General features: G+C 40.2%; 23 protein-coding genes and 1 pseudogene. 4 read left to right on the forward strand and 20 right to left on the reverse strand.

The window, feature by feature from the left end:
- Positions 1 to 56: 56 nt before the first annotated feature.
- The 5 genes from AB2B47_RS06025 to AB2B47_RS06045 all read right to left on the reverse strand — a co-directional run bounded on the left by AB2B47_RS06025 (position 57) and on the right by AB2B47_RS06045 (position 2915).
- Entirely contained in the window at positions 57 to 326 is a 270-nt protein-coding gene (locus AB2B47_RS06025; RefSeq protein WP_004252368.1) for a YlbG family protein, read from the reverse strand.
- A gap of 75 nt (positions 327 to 401) precedes the next feature.
- Positions 402 to 992, reverse strand: coding sequence for an ATP-dependent Clp protease proteolytic subunit ClpP (clpP, locus tag AB2B47_RS06030; protein ID WP_004252366.1), 591 nt, complete (start codon positions 990 to 992; stop codon positions 402 to 404).
- A gap of 160 nt (positions 993 to 1152) precedes the next feature.
- Positions 1153 to 1782 carry a uracil phosphoribosyltransferase gene (gene upp / locus AB2B47_RS06035; RefSeq protein WP_004252365.1) on the reverse strand — a complete coding sequence of 210 codons (630 nt, stop codon included), beginning with the start codon at positions 1780 to 1782 and terminating at the stop codon, positions 1153 to 1155.
- Positions 1783 to 1871: 89 nt separating this feature from the next.
- Positions 1872 to 2339: a deoxycytidylate deaminase gene (locus tag AB2B47_RS06040; protein WP_004252363.1), complete on the reverse strand. Its 468-nt coding sequence runs from the start codon at positions 2337 to 2339 to the stop codon at positions 1872 to 1874.
- 18 nt (positions 2340 to 2357) lie between these two features.
- Positions 2358 to 2915, reverse strand: a complete 558-nt coding sequence (locus AB2B47_RS06045) for a TetR/AcrR family transcriptional regulator (protein ID WP_004252362.1) — start codon at positions 2913 to 2915, stop codon at positions 2358 to 2360.
- Between the two features lie 124 nt (positions 2916 to 3039).
- Between AB2B47_RS06045 and AB2B47_RS06050 the strand changes: the two genes are divergently transcribed.
- Together AB2B47_RS06050 and AB2B47_RS06055 are read left to right on the forward strand one after the other, a co-directional pair.
- Positions 3040 to 3885, forward strand: a complete 846-nt coding sequence (locus tag AB2B47_RS06050; RefSeq protein ID WP_006151684.1) for a DegV family protein — start codon at positions 3040 to 3042, stop codon at positions 3883 to 3885.
- A gap of 56 nt (positions 3886 to 3941) precedes the next feature.
- The gene (locus tag AB2B47_RS06055; protein ID WP_320693861.1) at positions 3942 to 5117 is read left to right on the forward strand and encodes a BaiN/RdsA family NAD(P)/FAD-dependent oxidoreductase; all 1176 of its coding nucleotides are present in this window, start codon (positions 3942 to 3944) and stop codon (positions 5115 to 5117) included.
- 41 nt (positions 5118 to 5158) lie between these two features.
- Here the strand turns inward: AB2B47_RS06055 and AB2B47_RS06060 are convergent, their stop codons facing one another.
- The gene (locus AB2B47_RS06060; protein ID WP_006151506.1) at positions 5159 to 5899 is read right to left on the reverse strand and encodes a MerR family transcriptional regulator; all 741 of its coding nucleotides are present in this window, start codon (positions 5897 to 5899) and stop codon (positions 5159 to 5161) included.
- A gap of 231 nt (positions 5900 to 6130) precedes the next feature.
- Between AB2B47_RS06060 and AB2B47_RS06065 the strand changes: the two genes are divergently transcribed.
- On the forward strand, positions 6131 to 7471 hold the full coding sequence (locus AB2B47_RS06065; RefSeq protein ID WP_006151745.1) for a sodium-dependent transporter: 1341 nt from the start codon (positions 6131 to 6133) through the stop codon (positions 7469 to 7471).
- A 42-nt stretch (positions 7472 to 7513) separates the two neighbouring features.
- Here the strand turns inward: AB2B47_RS06065 and manA are convergent, their stop codons facing one another.
- The 3 genes and pseudogenes from manA to AB2B47_RS06080 all read right to left on the reverse strand — a co-directional run bounded on the left by manA (position 7514) and on the right by AB2B47_RS06080 (position 9229).
- Entirely contained in the window at positions 7514 to 8458 is a 945-nt protein-coding gene (gene manA / locus AB2B47_RS06070; RefSeq protein ID WP_006151625.1) for a mannose-6-phosphate isomerase, class I, read from the reverse strand.
- 120 nt (positions 8459 to 8578) lie between these two features.
- Positions 8579 to 8734: pseudogene (locus AB2B47_RS06075) on the reverse strand (family 1 glycosylhydrolase); the annotation flags it as partial.
- A gap of 234 nt (positions 8735 to 8968) precedes the next feature.
- Positions 8969 to 9229 carry a SemiSWEET family transporter gene (locus AB2B47_RS06080; RefSeq protein WP_025170330.1) on the reverse strand — a complete coding sequence of 87 codons (261 nt, stop codon included), beginning with the start codon at positions 9227 to 9229 and terminating at the stop codon, positions 8969 to 8971.
- Positions 9230 to 9551: 322 nt separating this feature from the next.
- Between AB2B47_RS06080 and AB2B47_RS06085 the strand changes: the two genes are divergently transcribed.
- A complete protein-coding gene (locus tag AB2B47_RS06085) occupies positions 9552 to 9896 on the forward strand; it encodes a LapA family protein (RefSeq protein ID WP_049503129.1) in 345 nt (114 codons plus the stop codon).
- Positions 9897 to 10073: 177 nt separating this feature from the next.
- On the opposite strand, the gene AB2B47_RS06090 is transcribed toward AB2B47_RS06085, so the two are convergent.
- The 11 genes from AB2B47_RS06090 to murD form a co-directional block, all read right to left on the reverse strand.
- Positions 10074 to 10421, reverse strand: coding sequence for a VOC family protein (locus AB2B47_RS06090; protein WP_320693862.1), 348 nt, complete (start codon positions 10419 to 10421; stop codon positions 10074 to 10076).
- Between the two features lie 154 nt (positions 10422 to 10575).
- Positions 10576 to 12351, reverse strand: a complete 1776-nt coding sequence (gene spxB / locus AB2B47_RS06095; RefSeq protein WP_320693863.1) for a pyruvate oxidase — start codon at positions 12349 to 12351, stop codon at positions 10576 to 10578.
- A gap of 331 nt (positions 12352 to 12682) precedes the next feature.
- Entirely contained in the window at positions 12683 to 14905 is a 2223-nt protein-coding gene (locus tag AB2B47_RS06100) for a heavy metal translocating P-type ATPase (protein ID WP_320693864.1), read from the reverse strand.
- Between the two features lie 9 nt (positions 14906 to 14914).
- On the reverse strand, positions 14915 to 15286 hold the full coding sequence (locus tag AB2B47_RS06105) for a cupredoxin domain-containing protein (RefSeq protein ID WP_320693865.1): 372 nt from the start codon (positions 15284 to 15286) through the stop codon (positions 14915 to 14917).
- Positions 15287 to 15296: 10 nt separating this feature from the next.
- Positions 15297 to 15692: a CopY/TcrY family copper transport repressor gene (locus AB2B47_RS06110; protein ID WP_320693866.1), complete on the reverse strand. Its 396-nt coding sequence runs from the start codon at positions 15690 to 15692 to the stop codon at positions 15297 to 15299.
- A gap of 216 nt (positions 15693 to 15908) precedes the next feature.
- A complete protein-coding gene (lctO, locus tag AB2B47_RS06115; protein ID WP_006151769.1) occupies positions 15909 to 17045 on the reverse strand; it encodes an L-lactate oxidase in 1137 nt (378 codons plus the stop codon).
- Between the two features lie 349 nt (positions 17046 to 17394).
- Positions 17395 to 18027 carry an orotate phosphoribosyltransferase gene (pyrE, locus tag AB2B47_RS06120; protein WP_320693867.1) on the reverse strand — a complete coding sequence of 211 codons (633 nt, stop codon included), beginning with the start codon at positions 18025 to 18027 and terminating at the stop codon, positions 17395 to 17397.
- Positions 18028 to 18058: 31 nt separating this feature from the next.
- Positions 18059 to 18760, reverse strand: a complete 702-nt coding sequence (gene pyrF / locus AB2B47_RS06125; protein ID WP_006152089.1) for an orotidine-5'-phosphate decarboxylase — start codon at positions 18758 to 18760, stop codon at positions 18059 to 18061.
- A gap of 207 nt (positions 18761 to 18967) precedes the next feature.
- The gene (locus tag AB2B47_RS06130) at positions 18968 to 20233 is read right to left on the reverse strand and encodes a cell division protein FtsQ/DivIB (protein WP_320693868.1); all 1266 of its coding nucleotides are present in this window, start codon (positions 20231 to 20233) and stop codon (positions 18968 to 18970) included.
- A 9-nt stretch (positions 20234 to 20242) separates the two neighbouring features.
- Positions 20243 to 21301, reverse strand: coding sequence for a UDP-N-acetylglucosamine--N-acetylmuramyl-(pentapeptide) pyrophosphoryl-undecaprenol N-acetylglucosamine transferase (locus tag AB2B47_RS06135; protein ID WP_195184140.1), 1059 nt, complete (start codon positions 21299 to 21301; stop codon positions 20243 to 20245).
- A 1-nt stretch (position 21302) separates the two neighbouring features.
- Positions 21303 to 22655, reverse strand: coding sequence for a UDP-N-acetylmuramoyl-L-alanine--D-glutamate ligase (gene murD, locus AB2B47_RS06140; RefSeq protein ID WP_006151573.1), 1353 nt, complete (start codon positions 22653 to 22655; stop codon positions 21303 to 21305).
- Between the last annotated feature and the right edge of the window lie 21 nt (positions 22656 to 22676).

A 22676-nucleotide genomic window follows, 5' to 3' on the forward strand; every position in this document is an offset into this window, starting at 1 on the left:
ACATGTTAAGAATATACCGAATTATCAGAAAATTGTCAACAAGTTTCTCTCACTTTTTAAATGATAACGTTTTCGCTAGTTTTATATAGGTTCCCAACGAAAGGAGTTTCCAATTCTTGGATATGACAAACTCTCACTTTCTTGATAAATTTCTCTTTTCCTAAACGATTTACCAGCTCTTCTACTTCCTCTGTTGGAACATAAAGTTGTAGGTAACGATGTTTTTTTGAGTGGTAACAAATATCACCATAATTTGCGAGTTTTTTAGCATCGCGATTATAGTATAAATAGATAATCAGACCAGACCGATTCTCTTTTTGAAACATAATTCAACTTCCTTCTTACAATCTTCCTTCTATTATATCAAAAAAAACAAGCTCAGTCGAGCTTGCTTTAGTAGTTTAATTCAAAGAATTATTAGCCATAATTTCGTCAATAAAACCGTAGTCAAGAGTTTCTTGAGCGCTCATCCAGTAATCACGTTCAGCATCTTTATGGATTTGCTCAACAGATTTGCCAGAATTATCTGCTAGGATTTGCTCCAAAGTCTTACGAGTTTTAAGTAAGTGTTCAGCAGCGATGGCCATATCAGTCTGCTGAGTACCACCACCTGTACCACCCATTGGTTGGTGAATCATGTATTCTGCATTTGGAAGCATGAAACGTTTACCCTTTGCTCCACTTGATGCAATGACAGTCCCCATTGAGGCTGCCATTCCCATAACGATAGTTTGGACATCTGCCTTGATAAAGTTCATAGTATCAACGATTGCCAAACCAGCTGATACAGAACCTCCAGGAGTGTTTACATAAAGGTAAATATCTTTTGTACTATCTTGGGCATCCAAGAAAAGCAATTGGGCGATAACTGAGTTTGCCATATTGTCTTCGACTGGTCCAGTCAACATGATAATGCGGTCCTTAAGAAGACGTGAGTAAATGTCATACGAGCGTTCTCCACGACTTGTTTGTTCAATAACTACAGGAATCATTCATTTCTCCTTTTGATTTCTAATTTCTTTGTTAATAGGATTATTATATATCCTTGGTCAAAAAAGGTCAAATTTTTGCTCTATCCTACTAACAGATACAAAAATTCAACCTCCTTTCAAAACTAAGACTAGGCTTTAGTCTCAATATCACTTTAGAATCTTATTTTGTTCCGAACAACCGGTCTCCAGCGTCTCCAAGACCTGGAACGATGTAACCATGTTCGTTCAAGCGTTCATCCAAAGCTGCTGTAAAGATTTCTACATCAGGGTGTGCTGCTTGAAGTGCCTTCACACCTTCTGGAGCTGATACAAGGCAGACAAACTTGATGTTTGAAGCTCCACGTTTTTTAAGGGAGTCAACAGCCAAAATCGCTGATCCACCTGTTGCAAGCATAGGATCAACTACAAAAATTTGACGTTGGTCAATATCTTCAGGTAATTTTACCAAGTATTCTACTGGTTGAAGGGTTTCTTCGTCACGGTACATACCAATGTGACCAACTTTTGCTGCTGGAACCAAACTCAATAGTCCATCAACCATACCAATACCTGCACGCAAGATTGGGACAATCGCCAATTTTTTACCAGCCAACTGTTTTTGAACTGTTTTTGTGATCGGTGTTTCGATTTCTACATCTTCAAGTGGAAGATCACGAAGCACTTCATATCCCATCAACATTGCAATCTCGTCTACTAGTTCACGAAAAGCTTTTGTAGAAGTGTCAGTGCGACGCAAGATTGATAATTTGTGTTGAATCAGTGGATGATTAATAACTTCAAGTTTTCCCATTTTCAGAATTCCTTCTTTCAATTTATTCTTCTTATTATATCAAAAAATGGTTTAAAAAGCTTTCTAAACCATTTATTTTTTTATAATTTCTAGATTAGGTGAGCCTCTTGGAGAGCTGCCTGCACTGTTTCAAGTGGTAGGTGAGTTAATTCTGTTCCCTTTTCTTGATAAAGGTGTTGGGCATAGTCATCCATACGGTATTGGTTGATATAAACAACACGCTCACAACCTACCTGAAGCAGTTGTTTTGTACAGTTGAGGCATGGAAAATGAGTAACGTAAGCTGTAAAGCCTTTAGGAACTCCACGTTCGGCTCCTTGCAGTATAGCATTTACCTCTGCATGAAGAGTGCGGACACAGTGGCCTTCAATCACCAGACAGTCATGATCTATACAATGCTCTGTTCCTGATACAGAACCATTATAGCCTGTTGAAATAACCTTGTTATCCTTGACTAAAACAGCTCCTACCTTGGCACGTTTACAGGTTGAGCGATTGGCAATCAATAAGGCTTGAGCAGCAAAATACTCATCCCAAGCTAGTCTTTTTTCTGTCATAGCATTTCTCCTCATGTTTTATTTTTTAAAAAATGGCAGGCGTAGATCTGCGATTTTTTCAGCAGGAACCTTCATCCCATCCTTGATCCATTTAAGCAAGACCGATACGATGGCCGAACTCCAAAAAGAATGCAGGTAAGAACTGACACCTTTTGATTTCCCATAGTATTTTTCTAGAAATTCTTGCATGGCTTGCACAAAGATTTTTTCTAAGTGATAGTCTAGGGCAAGCTGAATAACTTTGGCTTCTTTCTTGGCTTCTCTAAAGAGGTGAACCCATACGAGATAAAGGTCTGTTTTAACATCGTAATGACTCAATTGCTCCATGATGTTATGGACGCTACGTTTAAAGACACTTTCTAAAATCTCTTCTTTTGAATCATAGTTTCGATAAAAAGCTGCACGAGAAACGCCAGCACGCTTGACTAACTCAGAAATGCTAATCTTAGCCAACTCCTTTTTCTCCAAGAGTTGCAAAAGAGCTGTTTCAATCGCTTCTCTGGTTAGCAAATTAGATTCTTGATTTGATTTTCTAAGGTTTTCAAGCGATTTTTCAGATATTTTACGTTCAGACATAACAATTTCTTTCTACTTGTGACAACAGAGAGGTACTACTTTTGTTTCAAGGGCTTTCATGATATAATTGTAAAAAAAGACAGAACCTTTGTCAATGTATAAGTGATAAAGATGGAGAATTTCTATGACTTGGAAGATTGTAGCTGACTCTGGTTGTGATTATCGCCAGCTGGAAAACCTTGCTTTTGATACTGAATTTGTCAGTGTTCCCTTAAAGATTCAGGTAGCAGATCAAGTCTTTGTCGATGATGCCAATCTGGATATCGATAAGATGATGGAAACTATGTATGCGACTTCTGAAGCTTCAAAATCAGCCTGCCCTAGTCCTGATGATTACTTACGAGCATTCGAAGGTGCCAAACATATTTTTGTAGTGACTATCACTGGAACTCTCTCTGGTAGCCACAATAGTGCTCAATTAGCTAAGAATATCTATCTCGAAGAACACCCTGATACTCAAATTCATGTCATCGATAGCTTATCAGCTGGTGGGGAAGTTGACCTAATCGTTGAAAAGATCAATGACTTGATCAACCAAGGACTTTCTTTTGAAGAAGTGGTTGAAGTTATTACTACTTACCAAGCAAAAACGAAGTTGTTGTTCGTTCTTGCTAAAGTGGATAACCTGGTTAAAAACGGTCGATTAAGTAAGCTTATCGGTACAGTTGTCGGGCTCCTCAATATTCGTATGGTTGGGGAAGCAAGCGAAACCGGAACCTTAGAACTCCTCCAAAAAGCTCGTGGTGCTAAAAAGTCCCTTCAGGCTGCTTATGAAGAGTTAATCAAAGCTGGCTACGCTGGTGGGCGTATCGTCATGGCTCACCGCAGTAATGAAAAATTCTGCCAACAGCTCTCAGAGCTCTTACGAGAAAAATACCCACAAGCTGACATTAGAATCATCCCAACTTCTGGACTCTGCAGTTTCTATGCGGAAGAAGGCGGGCTCCTCATGGGATACGAAATCAACTAATGAATCTGACAAGAGATGTCTAATCATCTCTTGTTTTTTTATGGTACAATACTCTTATGAAACATTTTGATACTATTGTCATCGGAGGTGGCCCTGCTGGTATGATGGCTACGATTTCCAGTAGCTTTTACGGGCAGAAAACACTTCTCATCGAAAAAAATCGGAAACTCGGGAAAAAATTAGCTGGAACCGGCGGTGGTCGTTGCAATGTAACTAACAACGGAACTCTAGATGACCTACTAGCTGGAATACCTGGAAATGGGCGATTTCTTTACAGTGTCTTCTCCCAGTTTGATAACCATGATATCATTAACTTTTTTACGGAGAATGGAGTCAAACTCAAGGTAGAAGACCACGGCCGTGTCTTCCCAGCCAGCGATAAATCGCGAACCATTATCGAAGCCTTGGAAAAGAAAATCATTGAACTTGGTGGGCAAATTGCTACTCAAACAGAGATTGTTTCTGTTAAAAAGATAGACGACCAGTTTGTCCTTAAGTCCGCAGACCAGACCTTTACTTGTGATAAACTCATTGTCACAACAGGTGGTAAGTCTTATCCTTCTACTGGTTCGACTGGTTTTGGTCACGAGATTGCCCGTCATTTCAAACACACCATTACCGAACTTGAGGCTGCTGAAAGTCCCTTATTGACAGATTTTCCGCACAAGGCTTTGCAGGGGATTTCCCTAGATGATGTGACCCTCAGTTATGGCAAGCACGTCATTACTCATGATCTGCTCTTTACCCACTTTGGTTTATCTGGTCCCGCTGCTCTTCGTATGTCAAGCTTTGTCAAGGGTGGCGAAATCCTATCTTTAGATGTCTTGCCACAACTTTCTGAAGGCGACTTAGTAAATTTTCTAGAAGAAAACCGTGAAAAATCCTTAAAAAATGCCTTGAAATCTTTGTTGCCAGAACGCTTGGCAGAATTCTTTGTCCAAGGATATCCTGAAAAAGTCAAACAGCTAACTGAAAAGGAACGTGAGCAACTTGTCCAGTCTATCAAATCTCTCAAAATCCCTGTAACTGGCAAGATGTCCTTGGCTAAATCCTTTGTTACCAAAGGAGGTGTCAGTCTCAAGGAAATCAATCCTAAAACACTGGAAAGTAAATTGGTTCCTGGACTTCACTTTGCTGGGGAGGTGCTGGATATCAACGCCCACACAGGTGGCTTTAACATCACTTCTGCCCTCTGTACTGGCTGGGTGGCAGGAAGTCTGCATTATGATTAAACTTTAAAGTAAGAAATCGGCAGAGATTACTCCGCCGATTTTTATTTTGTCTGAGTTCTAACATAGTGGGCAATAACATCTGAAGTGTATTGAGCTGTTCCTGGCCCAAATTTGTCAATGTTTTCCTTGAACTCTGGATTATAGACATAGCCTTGGCCGATATAACCGAAGACCTCGATAGAGCAGTCAAATCCATAAGTACGAATAGCTTGTAAGAGCTTGGCTGCTTCCTCTTGATTTTCAGATTCTGTTATCGGCAGACCAGCTTTGAGATTTTGAGCCAAGGCTTGAAAGACTTGATTAAAGGCTGATGCAACCTCATCCTCTCGTCCTTTTTGACGATCAAGGGCTTGATCCATGACTTCTTGGCCATACTTGTCTACCGCCTCTTGGTGGTATTTTTGATTGTCTTGGTAGCTAAATCCAGTGAATTTTTCTTGAACGGTCATTTTTATTTCTCCTTTTTGTTCTTGAATGGTTTTTTGTAAGGTTGAAATTAAGGTATCCAGATGTTGCCTCTCCTGGGTTAAATAATCCAACTGTCTAGTTAAATGTGACAATATATCTGTCGTATCTTCCTTCAATAACTCTGCTATTTTTTCTAAAGAAAAGCCTAGATACTTGTAATAGAGGATAACCTGAAGTCGTTCTAAATCCTCTTGACTATAGGTTCGATAGCCATTTTCTGACTTTAAGGGGACCAAGAGTCCTATCTTATCATAATGGTAGAGGGTCTTGACGGAGACACCTGAAAGTTGCGCAGCTTCTTTGATATGGTACATGATTTCCTCCTCACATGAATAGTATATCCCCTTACCTTAGGGTAGAGTCAAGTATTTTATCATATTTTTTATGAAAACTTGAAAATCGCTTTCTTGACAGGCTTCAGAAAACATGATAGGATAATCAAGTCTATCAATCAAATAAAAGGCTCTTAAAGAGCAATTGAGAGAGGGCTATTTGACAACTCAAGTAGCCTTTTCTTATTTTAAAAATAGATTGGAGTTTTAACGATGTCTGAAAAATCGCAATGGGGCTCAAAACTGGGTTTCATCCTTGCATCTGCTGGTTCTGCAATTGGTCTTGGAGCAGTTTGGAAGTTCCCTTACATGACTGCTGCTAATGGTGGTGGTGGATTTTTACTGGTCTTTCTAATCTCGACACTATTGATTGGTTTCCCTCTTCTACTGGCTGAGTTTGCCCTTGGTCGAAGCGCTGGCGTGTCAGCAATCAAAACCTTTGGCAAACTTGGAAACAATCAAAAGTACAACTTTATTGGTTGGATTGGTGCCTTTGCTCTTTTCATCCTTCTCTCATTTTATAGTGTCATTGGAGGTTGGATTCTGGTATACCTTGGTATCGAGATTGGAAGATTATTCCACCTAATCGGAAATGGAGATTATGCCCAGCAATTCTCTTCCATCATTTCTAATCCAGTTATTGCTTTAGGAGCCCAAGCAGCCTTTATCTTCCTCAATATTTTCATCGTATCACACGGCGTTCAAAAAGGTATTGAAAGAGCATCTAAGGTTATGATGCCCCTACTTTTTATCATCTTTATTGTTATTATCGGGCGTTCTCTTAGCTTGCCAAATGCTATGGAAGGCGTCGTTTACTTCCTCAAACCTGACTTTTCAAAACTAACAAGTGCTGGACTTCTCTATGCACTGGGTCAATCTTTCTTTGCTCTATCCCTTGGAGTTACAGCCATGTTGACTTACGCTTCCTACCTAGACAAGAAGACAAAGCTGGTCCAATCAGGAATTTCCATCGTAGCCTTGAACATTTCAGTTTCTATCATGGCGGGACTTGCGATTTTCCCTGCTATGTCAGCCTTTAATATCCAATCTGAAGGTGGACCAAGTCTCCTCTTTATTGTCTTGCCGCAACTCTTTGACAATATGCCTTTTGGTACGATTTTCTATATTCTCTTTCTTTTGCTTTTCCTCTTTGCGACGATAACTTCCTCAGTCGTTATGCTTGAGATCAACGTTGGAAATATCACCAACCAAGACAATCGTAAGCGTGCTAAGTGGAGTATGATTTTAGGTGTATTGACTTTTGTCTTTGGTATCCCTTCGGCCCTATCCTATGGTGTGATGGCTGATGTCCATATCTTTGGAAAGACCTTCTTTGACGCCATGGATTTCTTGGTTTCCAACCTCCTCATGCCTTTCGGTGCTCTCTGCTTGTCCCTTTTTACAGGCTATATTTTCAAGAAAACACTAGCAATGGAGGAACTTCATCTTGATGAAACACCTTGGAAACAAGGACTTTTCCAAGTCTGGCTTTTCCTTCTTCGTTTCATCATTCCAATTATCATCATCGTGGTCTTTATCGCCCAATTTATGTAAATACAAAAAAGGACTTGAGAATATCTCTCAAGTCTTTTCTTTTTATGGATGGCTAACAATCAATTCTAGACCTTGCCCTTCCAAGGTCCAAGCTTCAACATCACTCGGCAAGATAAAGTGGCTACCTTTTTGGATTGGATAGTCTTTTCCGTCTACAGTCAGTTTCCCTTGACCAGCCAAGACACTCAACAAGCTGTAATCAGCTGTCTTCTCAAATTCAACTTTTCCTGTGATTTCCCACTTGTAAACTGCAAAGAAATCATTAGAGACAAGTAAAGTTGAACGCAAATCATCTGCTTTGACAGTCACAGGACGGCTGTTAGCAGGATCACCAATATTCAAAACATCGATTGATTTTTCTAGGTGAAGTTCACGCAAGTTGCCATTATCATCCTTACGGTCAAAGTCATAAACTCGGTAGGTGGTATCACTAGACTGTTGCGTTTCAAGAATTAAGATACCTGCACCGATAGCATGCATAGTTCCACTTGGTACATAGAAGAAATCTCCAGCCTTAACAGGAACCTTTGTCAGCAAGGCATCCCAGTTTTTATCTTCAATTTGCTGACGGAGTTCTTCTTTTGACTTGGCATTGTGACCGTAAATAATCTCTGAACCTTCATCTGCTGCAATGATGTACCAACATTCTGTTTTTCCGAGTTCGCCTTCATGCTCTAGTCCATAGGCATCGTCTGGATGGACTTGGACGCTGAGCCAGTCATTGGCATCAAGGATTTTGGTCAAGAGTGGAAATACAGGCTCTGGACGATTGCCAAACAATTCACGGTGCTCTGCATACAAAGTAGCTAGGTCTGTTCCTTCAAAGCGACCATTGGCAACTTTAGAGACTCCATTTGGATGGGCTGAGATGGCCCAGTATTCTCCGATTTTTTCACTTGGAATATCGTAGCTAAACTCATCACGTAGCTTGGTTCCACCCCAGATTTTTTCTTGCATAACTGATTGTAAAAATAACGGTTCTGACATGTCAATCTCCTGTCTGATTTTTCTCCCCTCATTATAGCAAAAAAAGAGTTCGAATTGAACTCTTTTTCACATCTTATAAATTAGGGAGAAGATTTTATAAAAATAGTGAACAAATGTGCTCTACTCAATGCTTGCACCATTGCTGGCAATGACATCCTTGTACCAGTAGAAGGATTTCTTCTTGCTACGTTTGAGAGTCCCATTTCCTGCGTTATCTCGATCCACATAGATAAAGCCATAGCGCTTGTTCATTTCGCCTGTTCCAGCCGAAACCATCCGGAAAAGTCAGTTTTTCGGTCATAAGTCTACTCAACTTTCTTATTTGCTTGTTCATTTACTTATATTATAGCTCATTCTGAAACCTTTTCTTATAAAATACTGTGACATACTGATACTATTCTACTATTTAAGTTGATCAGATTGTTTTTTAAAAAATTATCCTCTCGAAAAAGCAAATAGCCTCCCCGGAAACAAAAAAAGAAGACTGAAAACTAGTCTCCTCTGTTCCTTTTAAATCAAAGCTGTGATAGCGGTTACTAGGCCAAAAATAATACCTGGTGCATTCGCTGCTGCAAGGGGGATATCTCTTTCTTTTTTGAAAAGACCGTAGTAGACCCATAGACTACAGTTGATCGCTGCAACCAAGGGCTCAATGAAATTTCCTTTTTGACCAGCCAGATTGTCCATGATTTGTGGGAAGTAAGACATATACATCATAACAGACATAAAGGTCGCTACCCAACCTAACATTTTCATTTGTTTTTCAGTTATTTTCAAAACCTATTTCATTTTTACTGAATCTTATTTTATAATCTTCTTTCAAAACAATCAAGACTTTGAAGCTTTTGTTATAAAGATGTAAACTATCACAATCTTGTGAGAAGAAAGAGGGAACAGAAAAAAGACTGGATTGCTCCGATCTGTTTAGTCAATCAAATATTAGAAAATGAATACTCCTTTTCAATGAATCGATTGATGGTAAATAAGCTGTTAGAAATTATTGACAGTATCGAAATTTTCTAGTAAAATGAATTTTGTTAATACCTAAATGGTGTGTAATTTTCTATCAACATAGTCAGGAGAAAAGGAACTTATGCTAAAAAAATTTAATGAATTGTCACTGAAAGATAAGGCTTATCTAATTGGCGGTTTGATCTTATTAGTCATTGTGATCTCCTTTGGTCTGCTCAATCGTCAAACAGTAACTGTCAGTCTTGTCTTTACACAACTATCTGCTCCCTTGATTTTGGTGATTTTTACTTGTCTAGTAATCGGGATCATTGTTGGTAGTGCTATTGGTTTTAGCTATCACCATGGCAAGACTCAAGAGCTGAAAAGCCGCATTGCTGAAGCAGAAACGACTATCCATAAAAAAGACAAGGAGCTTCTCCAGTACAAGGAACAGGTGCAACAATTAAAACAGGAAGCCAAACAATAAGTGTAGAAATCATAACCACCCGTCAGCGGGTGGTTTTTTGTCTCGCACCTAATGGAACGAGACGGACTGAAAATCGCATAACAGAAAAAAAACCGGATTGCTCCGATCTTTCAATAGTTCATATTCTCACATTCTGTTTTAAGAATAGTTAAGGTTATCTTCAAATGACTAAGCCCCTTATTTCATACGATAAAAATCAAGCACTAGACCAGCAGGACCTTTAACTAATAAGGACTCTGTTCCCCAATCCGTTTCACAAGGACCGTGTAAAATCTCGACACCTCTCTCTTTTAAACGTTGGTAATTCTGCTCTAGATCCTCAATCTCAATGTGAAGAATGATACCTGACTGAAAATCTTCCAAAGGAATCAAATGATTTTGGGACAACATTAGACAATGACTGCCAATCGTGAACTGAGCAAAACTGTTATCAACATAGTCCGCCTTTTTATCCAAGATACACTCTAATTCAGCACAGACTTGGGGAACATCTGACACGATAATATCTAATTGATTTAAATTCATTTACTGTCCTCCACAAAAAGACCGGATTGCTCCGATCTTTTCAAGTTTCTCTCTATGAAAATCAAAGAATAAACAAGGCATCAAACCGCAGGCAGTACTGGAGTACGGCAAGGTGAAGATAACGCAGTTTACATTTGATTTTCGATGAGAGAAATTATTTAATTGCGCGTGATTGCAACCCTTCTTCTTCCAAGAAGAGGCGGAATGGTACAAGCTCTTCAGCTTCGTATTTTTCCTTGAAGGCTTTGATTGCTTCTTCTGAGTGTTGTTTTGGATCCAACTCAAGTACTTCTACTGGAAGTGGACGATGTGGAGTGATGTGAGCATCGATAACAACAGTTTTACCTTCTTTGTTCAATTTAACAGCTTCTGCAACAACTGCATCGATGTCTTCGATACGGTCAACTGTAAATCCTACAGCACCTTGCGCTTCAGCGATTTTCGCATAGTCAGCATTAGGGAAGTCACAACCAAACAAGTGTTTGTTTGTGTCTTCGTATTTGTCCTTGATGAAGGCATATTTACCATTTGAGAAGACAACGTTGATAACTGGAAGGTCGTATTGAACGTTTGTGATAACGTCTGGGTAGCACATGTTGAATGCACCGTCACCCATGATGTTCCATACTTGGCGATCTGGATTGTCTTTCTTAGCAGCGATACCACCAGGAAGGGCAATACCCATTGTCGCAAAGAGTGGAGATGTACGCCACATGTTCTTAGGTGTCATGTGAAGGTGACGAGTAGATGTTTGAGTAGTGTCACCTACGTCGATTGAGTAGATAGCGTCTTGATCAGCATGTTTGTTGATTGCATTGTAAACTTGATACAATTGCAATTCACCCTCAGTTTTACCTTCGAGTGTGTTCATGTAATCACGCCAGTTTTGGTTGTTCTTCACGTTTGCACGCCACCATGGAGTAGACTCAACTGGGTTTACTTTATCAAGGATAGCTTTAGCTGCTTGACCTGCATCACCAAGGATTGAAGCGTCAAGGGCGTGACGTTTACCAAGTTTGTAAGGGTCGATATCCACTTGGATGAATTTTTCAGTGTTTTTGAATGCTTCGTAAACTTCAGCAAATGGGAAGTTTGAACCAAGGAAAAGAACTGTGTCTGCTTCAAAGACCACTTCGTTAGCTGGTTTCCAACCAACACGGTAAGCAGAACCTGTCAAACCTTCGTAGTTCCATTCGAACGCTTCGAAGTTTTTACCAGTTGTGATGATTGGTGCTTTGATTTTACGTGACAATTCAGTGATTACTTCACCAGCTTTAACACCACCGTAACCAGCGTAGATAACTGGACGTTCAGCATTGTTCAAAATTTCAACAGCTTTGTCGATTTCAACTTCGTTCAAAGCAGGAGCGATGAATGAACGCTCGTATGAACCTGAACCGTAGTATGAGTTTTCGTCGATTTCTTGGAAACCAAAGTTTACTGGAATTTCAACGACAGCTGGACCTTTTTTAGAAACGGCAGCACGGCAAGCTTCGTCAATCACTTTTGGCAATTGCTCTGCGTAAGCTACACGTTTGTTGTAAACAGCGATACCGTTGTACATTGGGTTTTGGTTAAGCTCTTGGAAGGCATCCATGTTCAATTCGTTAACTGGACGTGATCCAAGGATAGCAAGGAATGGAGTGTTATCCATAGCTGCATCGTAAACACCATTGATCAAGTGAGTTGCACCAGGTCCACCTGAACCAACTGCAACACCGATAGATCCGCCAAATTTAGCCTGCATAACCGCTGCAAGAGCACCTGTTTCTTCGTGGCGAACTTGCAAGAAACGGATATCTTTGTCTTCAGCCAAAGCGTCCATAAGTGAGCTAAGTGTTCCTGATGGGATACCGTAGATAGTATCTACGCCCCATGTTTTCAATACGTTGAGCATTGCTGCAGATGCAGTAATTTTCCCTTGAGTCATAATGATAACTCTCCTTCAAAATAATTTCATATATTTACAAAAAACGCTTTTATATGTTATTTGAAAACGATTCAGTAAATTTACAATCCTAATTTATCACATTTGATTTTAGATTTCTAAGTATATGCTCAGAAACTTTCATTCTCTATTACAGTACAGTTTGGAAGCGGTTTGAAAATCTGTTTTAGAATAGAAAAAAGCGGTTAAGACCGCCTTTTTATACTCAATGAAAATCAAAGAGCAAACTAGGAAGCTAGCCGCAGGTTGCTCAAAGCACAGCTTTGAGGTTGCAGATAAAGCTGACGTGGTTTGAAGAGATTTTCGAAGAGTATTAATCGACTTTAGTAAAATTAAGCATAAGAGAGCTGATTAAAACAGAGACTGAACTAAAGGCCATGGCCAATCCTGCAAGTTCTGGATTGAGCACTAAACCAAGTCCTGAAAAGACTCCTGCTGCAATCGGAATACCAATGAGGTTATAGATAGAAGCCCAGAAAAGATTGAGTAGAATACGATTAAAGGTCTTCTTACTCATATCAAAAGCACGTGCCAATCCTAGTAAATTGTTGGTTGTAAGGACAAGATCTGCTGATTCGATAGCAATATCTGTACCAGAGCCCATGGCAATTCCGACATCGGCTACACTGAGGGCCGGCGCATCATTGATACCATCTCCAACAAAGGCCAATTTGCCATTCTTTTGAAGCTTGTGAATTTCATGTGCCTTTTCCTCTGGCAAGACATTTGCAATCACTTCTTCTATCCCAATTTGCTCTGCAATCGCATGGGCTACTCCAGCATTATCTCCGGTAAGCATAACAGTTCTAAGGCCACGTTTTTTCAATTTGGCAATAGCTTCTTTGGCATTTTCCTTAGGGACATCCTGCAAGGCAATTAAGCCTTTTAACTGACCATCTACGGATAGGAAGACAACTGTTTTTGCTTCTTTCTCAAGCAAATCAAATCGTTCTTGATAATCATGTGGAATAGCTAGGTCAGCTAAAAGTTTGGCATTCCCCAGCAAGACTTGTTTACCATTAATAATCCCAGTCACACCTTTTCCATGCAAGGCTTGGAAGTTTTCCACTGGGTAAAGGCTAATTCCTAGTTCAGATGCACGATTAACAATAGCTTGAGCTAGCGGGTGTTGAGATACATCTTCCAGTGAAGCAGCCAAACTTAGCACTTCTCCTTCATCTCCGACAACATCTGTTACCACTGGCTTCCCTTCGGTCAAGGTTCCTGTCTTATCAAAAACAACTGTTTGGACTTTTTGGATTTCCTGTAAAACTGTACCATTTTTGAGAAGAATCCCCATCTTGGCACTTCGTCCTGTTCCAACCATGAGTGCTGTCGGTATCGCGAGTCCTAGTGCACAAGGACAGGCAATTATCAAAACTGCTACTCCATAGAGGAGCGACGTCACAAAGCTTTCTCCTAAGAAAACAAACCAGATCCAAAAAGTAAGAAGTCCTAAAATGACAACTGCTGGTACAAAAATCCCAGAAATCTTGTCTGTCAAATCTTGAATAGGAGCACGACTCGTTTGCGCTTTTTTCACAAAGTCCACAATCTGAGCCAACATAGTCTCAGAGCCCACTTTTTCGGCTCTAAAAATGATCGTACCACTATTATTGATGGTTGAACCAATGACAGCATCTCCAACTGATTTATCGACTGGAATACTTTCCCCAGTCACCATTGATTCATCAATACTCGTTTCACCTTCTAAGACAATACCATCAACGGCAATTTTTTCACCTGGTCGAACGCGAATGAGATCCCCAACTTTGACTTGTTCTAGAGGTATTTGAACATAAACATCATCACGCAAAACCTCTGCTGTTTTTGCTTGTAGGTCTAATAATTTTTCGACTGCCTGCGAAGTATTTTTTCGCATTTTTTCCTCAAAAACTGCTCCCAAAAGAATGAAGAAAAGGATAAATGCAGCACTTTCAAAGTAAACGGGCAGACCAGTGAAGAGGGCAACTAAGCTATAGAAATAGGCCACTAGGGTTCCCAGAGCAACCAAGGTATCCATGTTGGAATTGTGCTTTTTAAAACTAGCCCAGGCGCTTCTGATATATGGAACTCCAGCTACCAGCATAATGGGTGTTGTGGCTAAAAAGGTGCCCCAACGCATGACTTGGTGACTAATTCCTCCTGTCGACATCCCAATCATGAGAATCACAAGAGGCACAGTAAAGATACTAGTAATCCAAAAACGTTGTAAAAGACTGAGAGACTTTTTAGTTTTTTCAACAACGGTGTAGGTCCCCTTTTGCATCTTCATGCCGCATGAAAATTCATGCTCGCCCAAGTCTTGAGGCGTAAAGCGAATGACTTTTTCCTCGTCTTGAGCGATTGGTTCTAGAATCCCTTCTTCTTCGAAGAGAATCTCTTTATAACAGTTTGAAGGTGTCACACGATGAAAGGTAATCTCAGCAGGAATCCCTTTTTGCAGTTGAATGTGGGCTGGATGGTAGCCTTTGTCTGCCGTGATACGGATTTTTTGAACGCCATTTTCAAGACTTGCTTTTACAATTTCAGTCATATCATTCTCCTATTCTACAATCATCTTACCGTGCATCATATTCATGCCACAAGAGAAACCATATTCTCCTGCTTTTTCAGGAGTGATTTCAACCACATATTGGTCTCCCATAGGCAGATCTGCATGCACTCCAAAGTCTGGAAAAACGATTTGATCCAAGCAAGGTGAAGGATCTTTTCGATCAAAAATAATGCGAGCAGGTTGCGATTTTTTGAGGATAATGGTTCCTGGAGTGTAGCCCCCCATGACCTCCACTCGAATCTCCTGATAGCCATTTTTTTGCTGGGCTCTCTTAGCATCTTCTTGCGGTTTTTTGAAAAACCAAAAGAGGATAAAAGCAATCATTCCTAAAACAACAATAGATACAAATAGATTTAACATAGCGTCTCCTTTACATACAATTACATTTTACTTCTGTTACAGCACTTGCTTTTTTCTTTGAAATCACTTCTTCCAAGCCTTCCAAGTCAGCTAGGGTAAAGTCACATTCTTCAATCAAATCAGCTAGCAAGAGCTTCATCCTGCGAGAACAAAGCTTGTCTTTGATATCCTGAACCATTAAAACTCTACTGTCGTCTAGAGTTAAAAGGGCCGAATAGACAAAGGACTTGCCCTGCTTTTCCCGAGTCAAACATTCTTTCTCCACCAAACGAGCCAAGAGTGTCTGGATCGTGGATTTGGACCAGCTAAACCTTTTCTCTAATACTTTTATGATATCAGTACTAGTCTGTTTCCCCTGCATCCAGATAATCTTCATGACCTGCCATTCTGCATCCGAAATCTGCATCAGCATACCTCCAAAATCTACATTTGTCAATTACAATTATCAGTATACTCTCAAAATCTACATTTGTCAACTAAATTTCCTAAAAATTTTTAAAATAGTTTAAAATGTATTAAAATTTTTCTTATATACTCGTTAAGTTCACTTTTTAAACTCTCTTTCATGTTTACAAAAACATAACTCAAAAACCTCCACATGGAGTGGAGGTTTGTTTTACTACTAATACAATTTTAAATCATGTGAATCAGCTGGGAAACTTGGATCATATGGATTGTGACGAAGCTTGAATCGTTTCACATCTTCAATTGTCTGTGTTCCAGATAACTGCATAACTGTCTTCAATTCATCATTCAAATGTTCAAAGACTTGGCGTACACCAACACTACCACCAAGGGCTAAACCATAAATGACAGGTCGTCCAATGGCTACTAAGTCGGCTCCAGAAGCCAAGGCTTTAAAGACGTGCTGACCACGACGAACACCAGAGTCAAAAACGATTGGCACACGTTTATTTACTGCTTCAGCCACTTCTTGTAGCGAGTCAAAAGCAGCCGGTCCACCATCAATTTGTCGACCACCGTGGTTGGTTACCCAAATACCTGAAGCCCCTGCATCCAGTGAGCGTTCAACGTCTTCACGACATTGTGGACCTTTGACATAAACAGGAAGTCCTGAGTATTCTGCGATAAACTCTACATCTCGTGGAGATAGGCGTTGTTTGGCTGATTTATAGACATAGTCCATTGACTTACCAGCACCTTGAGGTAGGTATTCTTCTACGATAGGCATGCCAACTGGGAACACAAAACCGTTTCGTTTATCTACCTCACGGTTACCTCCAACTGTCGCATCTGCTGTCAAGACAATAGCCTTATAACCTTCTGCCTTGACGCGATCCATAATGTGACGGTTAATGCCATCATCTTTACTAAAGTAGAATTGGAACCAATGAGGTGTACCTTGAAGGGCTTGAGAAATTTCTGGCAGGTCAACTGTTGAGTAGGAGCTAGTTGTATAGAGTGAACCGAACTCGTGTACTCCACGCGCAGTCGCAACTTCTCCTTGCTCATTAGCTAGTTTATGGGCTGCAACAGGTGCCATAATGATTGGTGAAGATAGTTTTTCACCATCAAATTCAATCTCTGTGCTTGGGTTTTCCACATCACATAAGGTCCGAGGAACAATGAGTTTGTGGTTAAAAGCTCGGATATTCTCTCTCAAAGTAAAGGTATCTTCTGCTCCACTAGCGATATAACCAAATGCCGCCTTTGGAATAACTTGTTGCGCCATTGGCTCTAAATCATAGGTGTTAATGAAATCTACAAGTCCTTCTGCATTGCTTGTTTTATATGACATAAAATATCCTCCTTGTCGAGTAAGCGTTTACTTCTTCTTACATAAACATCTTAACTCTTTTTCATGATCTTTTCAAAACATTTGCCTGAAAATTTCATCTTACAGACATGATAAGTAATTTCTATCATTGTGATAAAAATACAAATTATTCCTAGATTCATAAATGCCAATAGTTTTTGATACTGAATAACTTCCTCCTATAAGCTAGTATCATTAATTTTTGCACTCAAATTTTTTAAAAATGAATTTCTTTTAAAAAAATCATAACCACCCGTTAAACGGGTGGTTATGATTTTAGATATGATATTTCAGTTAAAATCGGAGTATAAAGCTTTGTAATCTCAATAGATTAGGCTTTTTGCCAATTTTCTTGGTCTTCTTTAAAGCGTTTGAGGAGAGCAAGTCCTTCTGATGTAATGTAACCTTCTTCTTGGGCTAGGTGGATAAGCTCACTGTAGTTTGAAAGTGTCACCAGTTTGACACCAGCATCCGCAAAGTTTTTATCTGCTTTTGGTAATTGATAGCTGAAGATAGCCACGACACCAAGCACATCAGCTCCTTCACGTTTCGCAGCAGCTACGGCTTCAAGAACTGATCCCCCTGTTGAAATGAGGTCTTCCACAACGACCATTTTTTGACCTTGAGCTACACGGCCTTCGATTTGGTTTCCTGCTCCGTGGTCTTTTGGTTTGCTACGGATATAAGCAAATGGCAGATTCATCTTATCAGCGATGATAGCACCATGTGGGATACCTGCAGTCGCTGTTCCTGCAATCACTTCTACCTCTGGGAATTCTGCCTTGATGGCTTCCACAAAACCATTCTCAATCAAGGTACGTGTCTCTGGGTAGGCAAGTGTTACACGGTTGTCCGTATAAATTGGTGACTTGATACCTGATGCCCAAGTGAAGGGCTCTTCTGGTTTGAGGTAAACAGCTTGAATTTTCAATAGATGGCTAGCAATGTCTTTAGCAAGTGTCATGGGATTCTCCTTTGTATTTTAAACTATATTCTTATTTCCAGTCTTGGGTCCATTCATCCTTGATAGCGTGATAAGCTACTACTGGATCAGTGGCTTGAGTGATTGGGCGTCCGACAACGATATAGTCACTACCAATATGATATGCATCTGCTGGTGTCATGACTCGTTTTTGATCTCCTACTGCAGCGCCTGATGGACGAATACCTGGTGTCAGACAGATAAAGTCTTGTCTAGTAGCTTCTTTGATGAGTTTCACTTCCTGAGCTGAGCAAACAACACCATCTAATCCAGCTTCAGCGGTTTTCTTAGCATAATGAATAACTGATTCTTGAAGACTGGTTTGAATATTTTGAAAGTCTCTCATTTGTTCCTCAGAGGTTGAAGTTAACTGAGTGACAGCAATCAATTTGGCTTCTTTCCCAAGGCCTTCCCGCGCAGCCTTCATCATCTCTACACCACCTGCGGCATGAACATTGGTCATATCAACACCCAGATGAGACAAAACCTTCATGGCAGACTTAACTGTATTGGGAATATCATGAAGTTTGAGATCTAGAAAGACACTATGACCTAAGTCTTTCAAATAAGAAACAATCTCCGGACCTGTGGCGTAATAGAGCTCCATACCTACCTTTAGATAGAGGCTCTCCCCTGCTGGAAAAAGAGCTAAAAATTGCTTGACTGCCTCAAAACTTGGAAAATCAAGAGCAATAACTGGACGAGCTTCACGCATACTTTTCTCCTTTTACCTTTGTCAGCAAGAGAGCATGAAAAAAGGAACCTGCCTACAGCAAGGTTCCACGAAAAATGGGTAGTCTCCACCCTTTCACCGTCTAACCTTAGCTGCCTCTCTGGACTGCTTTAAAGGTTTTTTACTATTCTATTATTTAAAGCGGTACTTGTCAAGTAAAAACCAGTAACTGAACGAATCATTTGAAACTTAGCGACTCTGTGTTGTTTGAGTCGTCTGTGTTGTTTGATCTTGATTTCCTTGTTCAGCTTGTTTTTTCTTCTCTTCTTCCTGCTTCTTCTTTTCCTCTTCTTTGGCTTTGACTCTTTCGTCATCCAGAGCCTTATCTACTAGACTATAGCTATAGATACCGACCTCCATGTCAATACCACTAGGAACTGTCAACTGTGGTTTTATCTTACTATAGTAGGGTAATTTCTTCCCTAGTTCTGATAATGGCACCAAAATCTCGTCTGTATCATACATGGTAATCTTTAGAAGGTCACTTGTTACCTTGCTTGGTGCAAGTTCAATCTTCTCAATCTCTTGCTTAATTTCTGGACTAACTTCATTTAACTGAGAAATTAGGGTTTTAATCTGTTCCTCATCGTTAAAGAGAACAGATATGTATTTCTCAGGTAAGTTATCAGGGGTAACGGCAGTTGATTCAATGCTTCCACTAGATAAGATTGGATAATAGTTATCTCCTGAAACAGAGTAGGCCGCGATCTCAAATTCCTTCACTTCAATAGTAAAGTGAACTGGGAATTGATAAACTATCTTAGCCGATTCAATCCAGTGATTTGATTTGACCATTTCCGCATGCTTATCTTTATTTAAGAGCAAGCTGATTGTATAGTCACTGTCACGAATGCCAGACGCTTCTTTGACTTGGTCTGCACTTGTCTGAACCGTCCCTGTAACCTCAATATGTTTCATTGTAGCTAGAGGGCTTAGAAGATAAATAGACAAGAATAAGATTATAAAACTTGGGACGAGGATTGTAACTGCTCGCCAGATATGTATAGAAGGAATGGCCGGTTTTGGAGGTTTACTCTTGGTTTTTACCTTTTTCTGTTTCTTAACCTTTTCATCAGCTTTTTCTTTCTCTACTTGAGCCTGACTCTTAGAGTCTTCTTGAGGAGTTTCCTCCGAATCTTTCTCTTCATTTGAAGTCTCATCGCTAGTATCCGAATCCTTCTCTTCAGATTTTTCGGATTCTTGGTCCACTTCTTCAGAACTCGTAGAGTTTTCTTCCGTTCTTTTGCTCAAATACTCCTGGTGTTGTTTTTGCCATTCTGACACTTCTTGAGCGCTTTCAGAAGACTCTGATACTTGTTCTTCTTTTTCACGTGCTTCTTCTTCGGCACGTTTCGCCTCTTCTTCAGCTTTTTTTTGAAGATATTCTTGATTTCGTTTTTGCCACTCTGACAATTCCTTGCCTTGAGTGTGCTGATTCTTTTTATCCTTTGACATCAATTTTCCTTATGATAAATCTTTTTTGAGTAGCTCATAAAAATCTGCCACAGATTTTAATTCCTGAGAATTCTTCATCTTGTTTTGGTAAATCTCTTTGTTGGTCAAGAGTTGATTTACTTTTTCTTCTAAAGTTGACAAAGTCAAATCGCTCTCTTGCAACTCCTCAGCATAGCCTTTCTTCACAAAATAGGCTGAATTTTCAATCTGGTCTCCACGGCTGGCTTCACGACCCAGTGGCACAATGACGTGCAATTTAGCCATAGCAAGGAGTTCAAAAATCGTATTGGCACCACCACGAGTGATGACCACATCAGCCATATTCATGAGTGGTTGATAGAGTTCCGTCGCATAGCCAACACGGTAGAGGTTTGAACTTAGTTCATTTAAACTAGCATCACCTGTCAGGTTGATGATATTATAGCGACTAGTCAGCTCTTCCTTGTGGTCTGTTACTAGTTGGTTAAAGACACGCGCCCCAGCAGAACCTCCAACAAATAGAAGAGTTGGTAACTTGTCGTTGAAAGAAGTTCGGATATCCACCATTTCTTCAGGTTCTTCCATAACTGGACCAGAAACCTTGGTCACAGCTCCTACATGTTCTACCTTAGTGAGACTAGACGCTTGCTCGAAAGTAGAGTACATCTTAGTCGCAAACTTATAGGCAATTTTATTGGCCAATCCCATAGAGAGGTCAGACTCGTGGATGAAGACTGGTACTCTGCATACTCGCGCTGCGATAACAGGCGGAACAGATACAAATCCACCCTTAGAAAAGAGGGCTTGTGGACGAACTCGAAGCATGATAAAGAGCGATTGAAGAATTCCAAAAGCAACCTTAAAGACGTCAACCATATTTTGCCATGAGAAATATCGACGTAATTTCCCTGTTGCAATCGAATGGAAGGTAACATCTAAACCTGACTTGAGAATTTCATGATGCTCAATCCCATTTTTATCACCAATATAGTGGACTTCCCAGCCATCTTCGATGAACTTAGGCATTAACAAAAGGTTGAGGGTAACGTGTCCAACCGTTCCCCCACCAGTAAATACTATTTTTTTCATATTATCCCTTTAATTCCGCTACAGTGTCGATGAAAAGGTCTCCACGTACTTCAAAGTTAGCATACATATCCCAGCTCGCATTGGCAGGACTGAGGAGAACAACATCTCCCTCTTCCGCAAGTTCATAAGCCTTACGAGTCGCATCTGCAATATCAGTCGCGTCGACATAAGCCACACCAGCTTTATCTGCTGCACGCTTGACACGTTCGGCAGATTGACCGAGGATGACCATTTTCTTAAGTCCAGTAATATCAGGAACCAATTCGTCAAACTCATTACCACGGTCCAAGCCACCGGCAATCAAGATAACCTTGCTATTATCAAATCCTGACAAGGCTTTTTGAGTTGCTAAAATATTGGTTGACTTACTATCGTTATAGAATTTAACGCCATTAATTTGGTCTACAAATTGGAGACGGTGTTTAACTCCACCAAAGCCTGACAAGGTTTCCTTGATGGTTTCATTATCAACGCTACGCAATTTAGCAACGGCAATGGTTGCAAGAGCATTTTCCACATTGTGGCTACCTGGAACACCGATTTCATCAGCTGCCATGACTTTTTCACCACGGAAGTAAAGAAGACCATCTTCAAGATAAGCACCGTCAACCTTTTCAAGTGTTGAGAATGGTACTACAGTCGCGTTTGTCTTTGTCGCAAGTTCTTTAGCTAATTCCTGGTTAAAGTTCAATACTAGGTAATCAGCTGCTGTCATATTGCTTTGGATATTCCACTTGGCTGCCACATAGTCCTCAAAAGAACCGTGATAGTCAATATGCGTTGGCATCAGGTTGGTAATAACAGCAATTTCAGGATGGAATTCCTGGATTCCCATTAATTGGAAAGAAGAAAGTTCCATGACAAGGGTGTCCTTATCTGTCGCAGTTTGAGCAACCTGACTAGCAGGATAACCGATGTTCCCTGATAAGAGTCCATTTTGTCCTGCAGCAGTCAGAACTTCACCAATCATGGTTGTGGTCGTTGTCTTACCATTTGAACCCGTAATCCCTACAATTGGTGCCTCTGAAATCAAGTAAGCCAACTCAACCTCAGTCAAAACTGGAATGCCTTTTTCTAGAGCTTTTTCAATCATAGAATTGCTATAAGGAATACCAGGGTTTTTCACCATGAGGGCAAAATCTTCATCCAACAATTCCAAGGGATGCCCCCCTGTTACAACCTTGATACCATCTTCCAAAAGGCTTTGAGCAGCTGGATTTTCCTCAAAAGGCTTGCCATCATTAACCGTTACAATGGCACCCAACTTGTCCAAGAGACGAGCTGCAGACTCACCTGATTTGGCTAAACCTAGGACTAATACTTTCTTATTTTCAAATTGATCAATTCGTTTCATATCTAGAACTCCATTTCTACT

Source organism: Streptococcus wuxiensis, assembly GCF_040888245.1.
Classification (GTDB): domain Bacteria; phylum Bacillota; class Bacilli; order Lactobacillales; family Streptococcaceae; genus Streptococcus; species Streptococcus wuxiensis.

Coding starts and splice junctions, on each gene's coding strand:
- AB2B47_RS06025 (WP_004252368.1), bottom strand. CDS start 326: ATGTTTCAAAAAGAGAATCGGTCTGGTCTGATTATCTATTTATACTAT.
- clpP (WP_004252366.1), bottom strand. CDS start 992: ATGATTCCTGTAGTTATTGAACAAACAAGTCGTGGAGAACGCTCGTAT.
- upp (WP_004252365.1), bottom strand. CDS start 1,782: ATGGGAAAACTTGAAGTTATTAATCATCCACTGATTCAACACAAATTA.
- AB2B47_RS06040 (WP_004252363.1), bottom strand. CDS start 2,339: ATGACAGAAAAAAGACTAGCTTGGGATGAGTATTTTGCTGCTCAAGCC.
- AB2B47_RS06045 (WP_004252362.1), bottom strand. CDS start 2,915: ATGTCTGAACGTAAAATATCTGAAAAATCGCTTGAAAACCTTAGAAAA.
- AB2B47_RS06050 (WP_006151684.1), top strand. CDS start 3,040: ATGACTTGGAAGATTGTAGCTGACTCTGGTTGTGATTATCGCCAGCTG.
- AB2B47_RS06055 (WP_320693861.1), top strand. CDS start 3,942: ATGAAACATTTTGATACTATTGTCATCGGAGGTGGCCCTGCTGGTATG.
- AB2B47_RS06060 (WP_006151506.1), bottom strand. CDS start 5,899: ATGTACCATATCAAAGAAGCTGCGCAACTTTCAGGTGTCTCCGTCAAG.
- AB2B47_RS06065 (WP_006151745.1), top strand. CDS start 6,131: ATGTCTGAAAAATCGCAATGGGGCTCAAAACTGGGTTTCATCCTTGCA.
- manA (WP_006151625.1), bottom strand. CDS start 8,458: ATGTCAGAACCGTTATTTTTACAATCAGTTATGCAAGAAAAAATCTGG.
- AB2B47_RS06085 (WP_049503129.1), top strand. CDS start 9,552: ATGCTAAAAAAATTTAATGAATTGTCACTGAAAGATAAGGCTTATCTA.
- AB2B47_RS06090 (WP_320693862.1), bottom strand. CDS start 10,421: ATGAATTTAAATCAATTAGATATTATCGTGTCAGATGTTCCCCAAGTC.
- spxB (WP_320693863.1), bottom strand. CDS start 12,351: ATGACTCAAGGGAAAATTACTGCATCTGCAGCAATGCTCAACGTATTG.
- AB2B47_RS06100 (WP_320693864.1), bottom strand. CDS start 14,905: ATGACTGAAATTGTAAAAGCAAGTCTTGAAAATGGCGTTCAAAAAATC.
- AB2B47_RS06105 (WP_320693865.1), bottom strand. CDS start 15,286: ATGTTAAATCTATTTGTATCTATTGTTGTTTTAGGAATGATTGCTTTT.
- AB2B47_RS06110 (WP_320693866.1), bottom strand. CDS start 15,692: ATGCAGATTTCGGATGCAGAATGGCAGGTCATGAAGATTATCTGGATG.
- lctO (WP_006151769.1), bottom strand. CDS start 17,045: ATGTCATATAAAACAAGCAATGCAGAAGGACTTGTAGATTTCATTAAC.
- pyrE (WP_320693867.1), bottom strand. CDS start 18,027: ATGACACTTGCTAAAGACATTGCTAGCCATCTATTGAAAATTCAAGCT.
- pyrF (WP_006152089.1), bottom strand. CDS start 18,760: ATGCGTGAAGCTCGTCCAGTTATTGCTCTTGATTTTCCAAGTTTTGAG.
- AB2B47_RS06130 (WP_320693868.1), bottom strand. CDS start 20,233: ATGTCAAAGGATAAAAAGAATCAGCACACTCAAGGCAAGGAATTGTCA.
- AB2B47_RS06135 (WP_195184140.1), bottom strand. CDS start 21,301: ATGAAAAAAATAGTATTTACTGGTGGGGGAACGGTTGGACACGTTACC.
- murD (WP_006151573.1), bottom strand. CDS start 22,655: ATGAAACGAATTGATCAATTTGAAAATAAGAAAGTATTAGTCCTAGGT.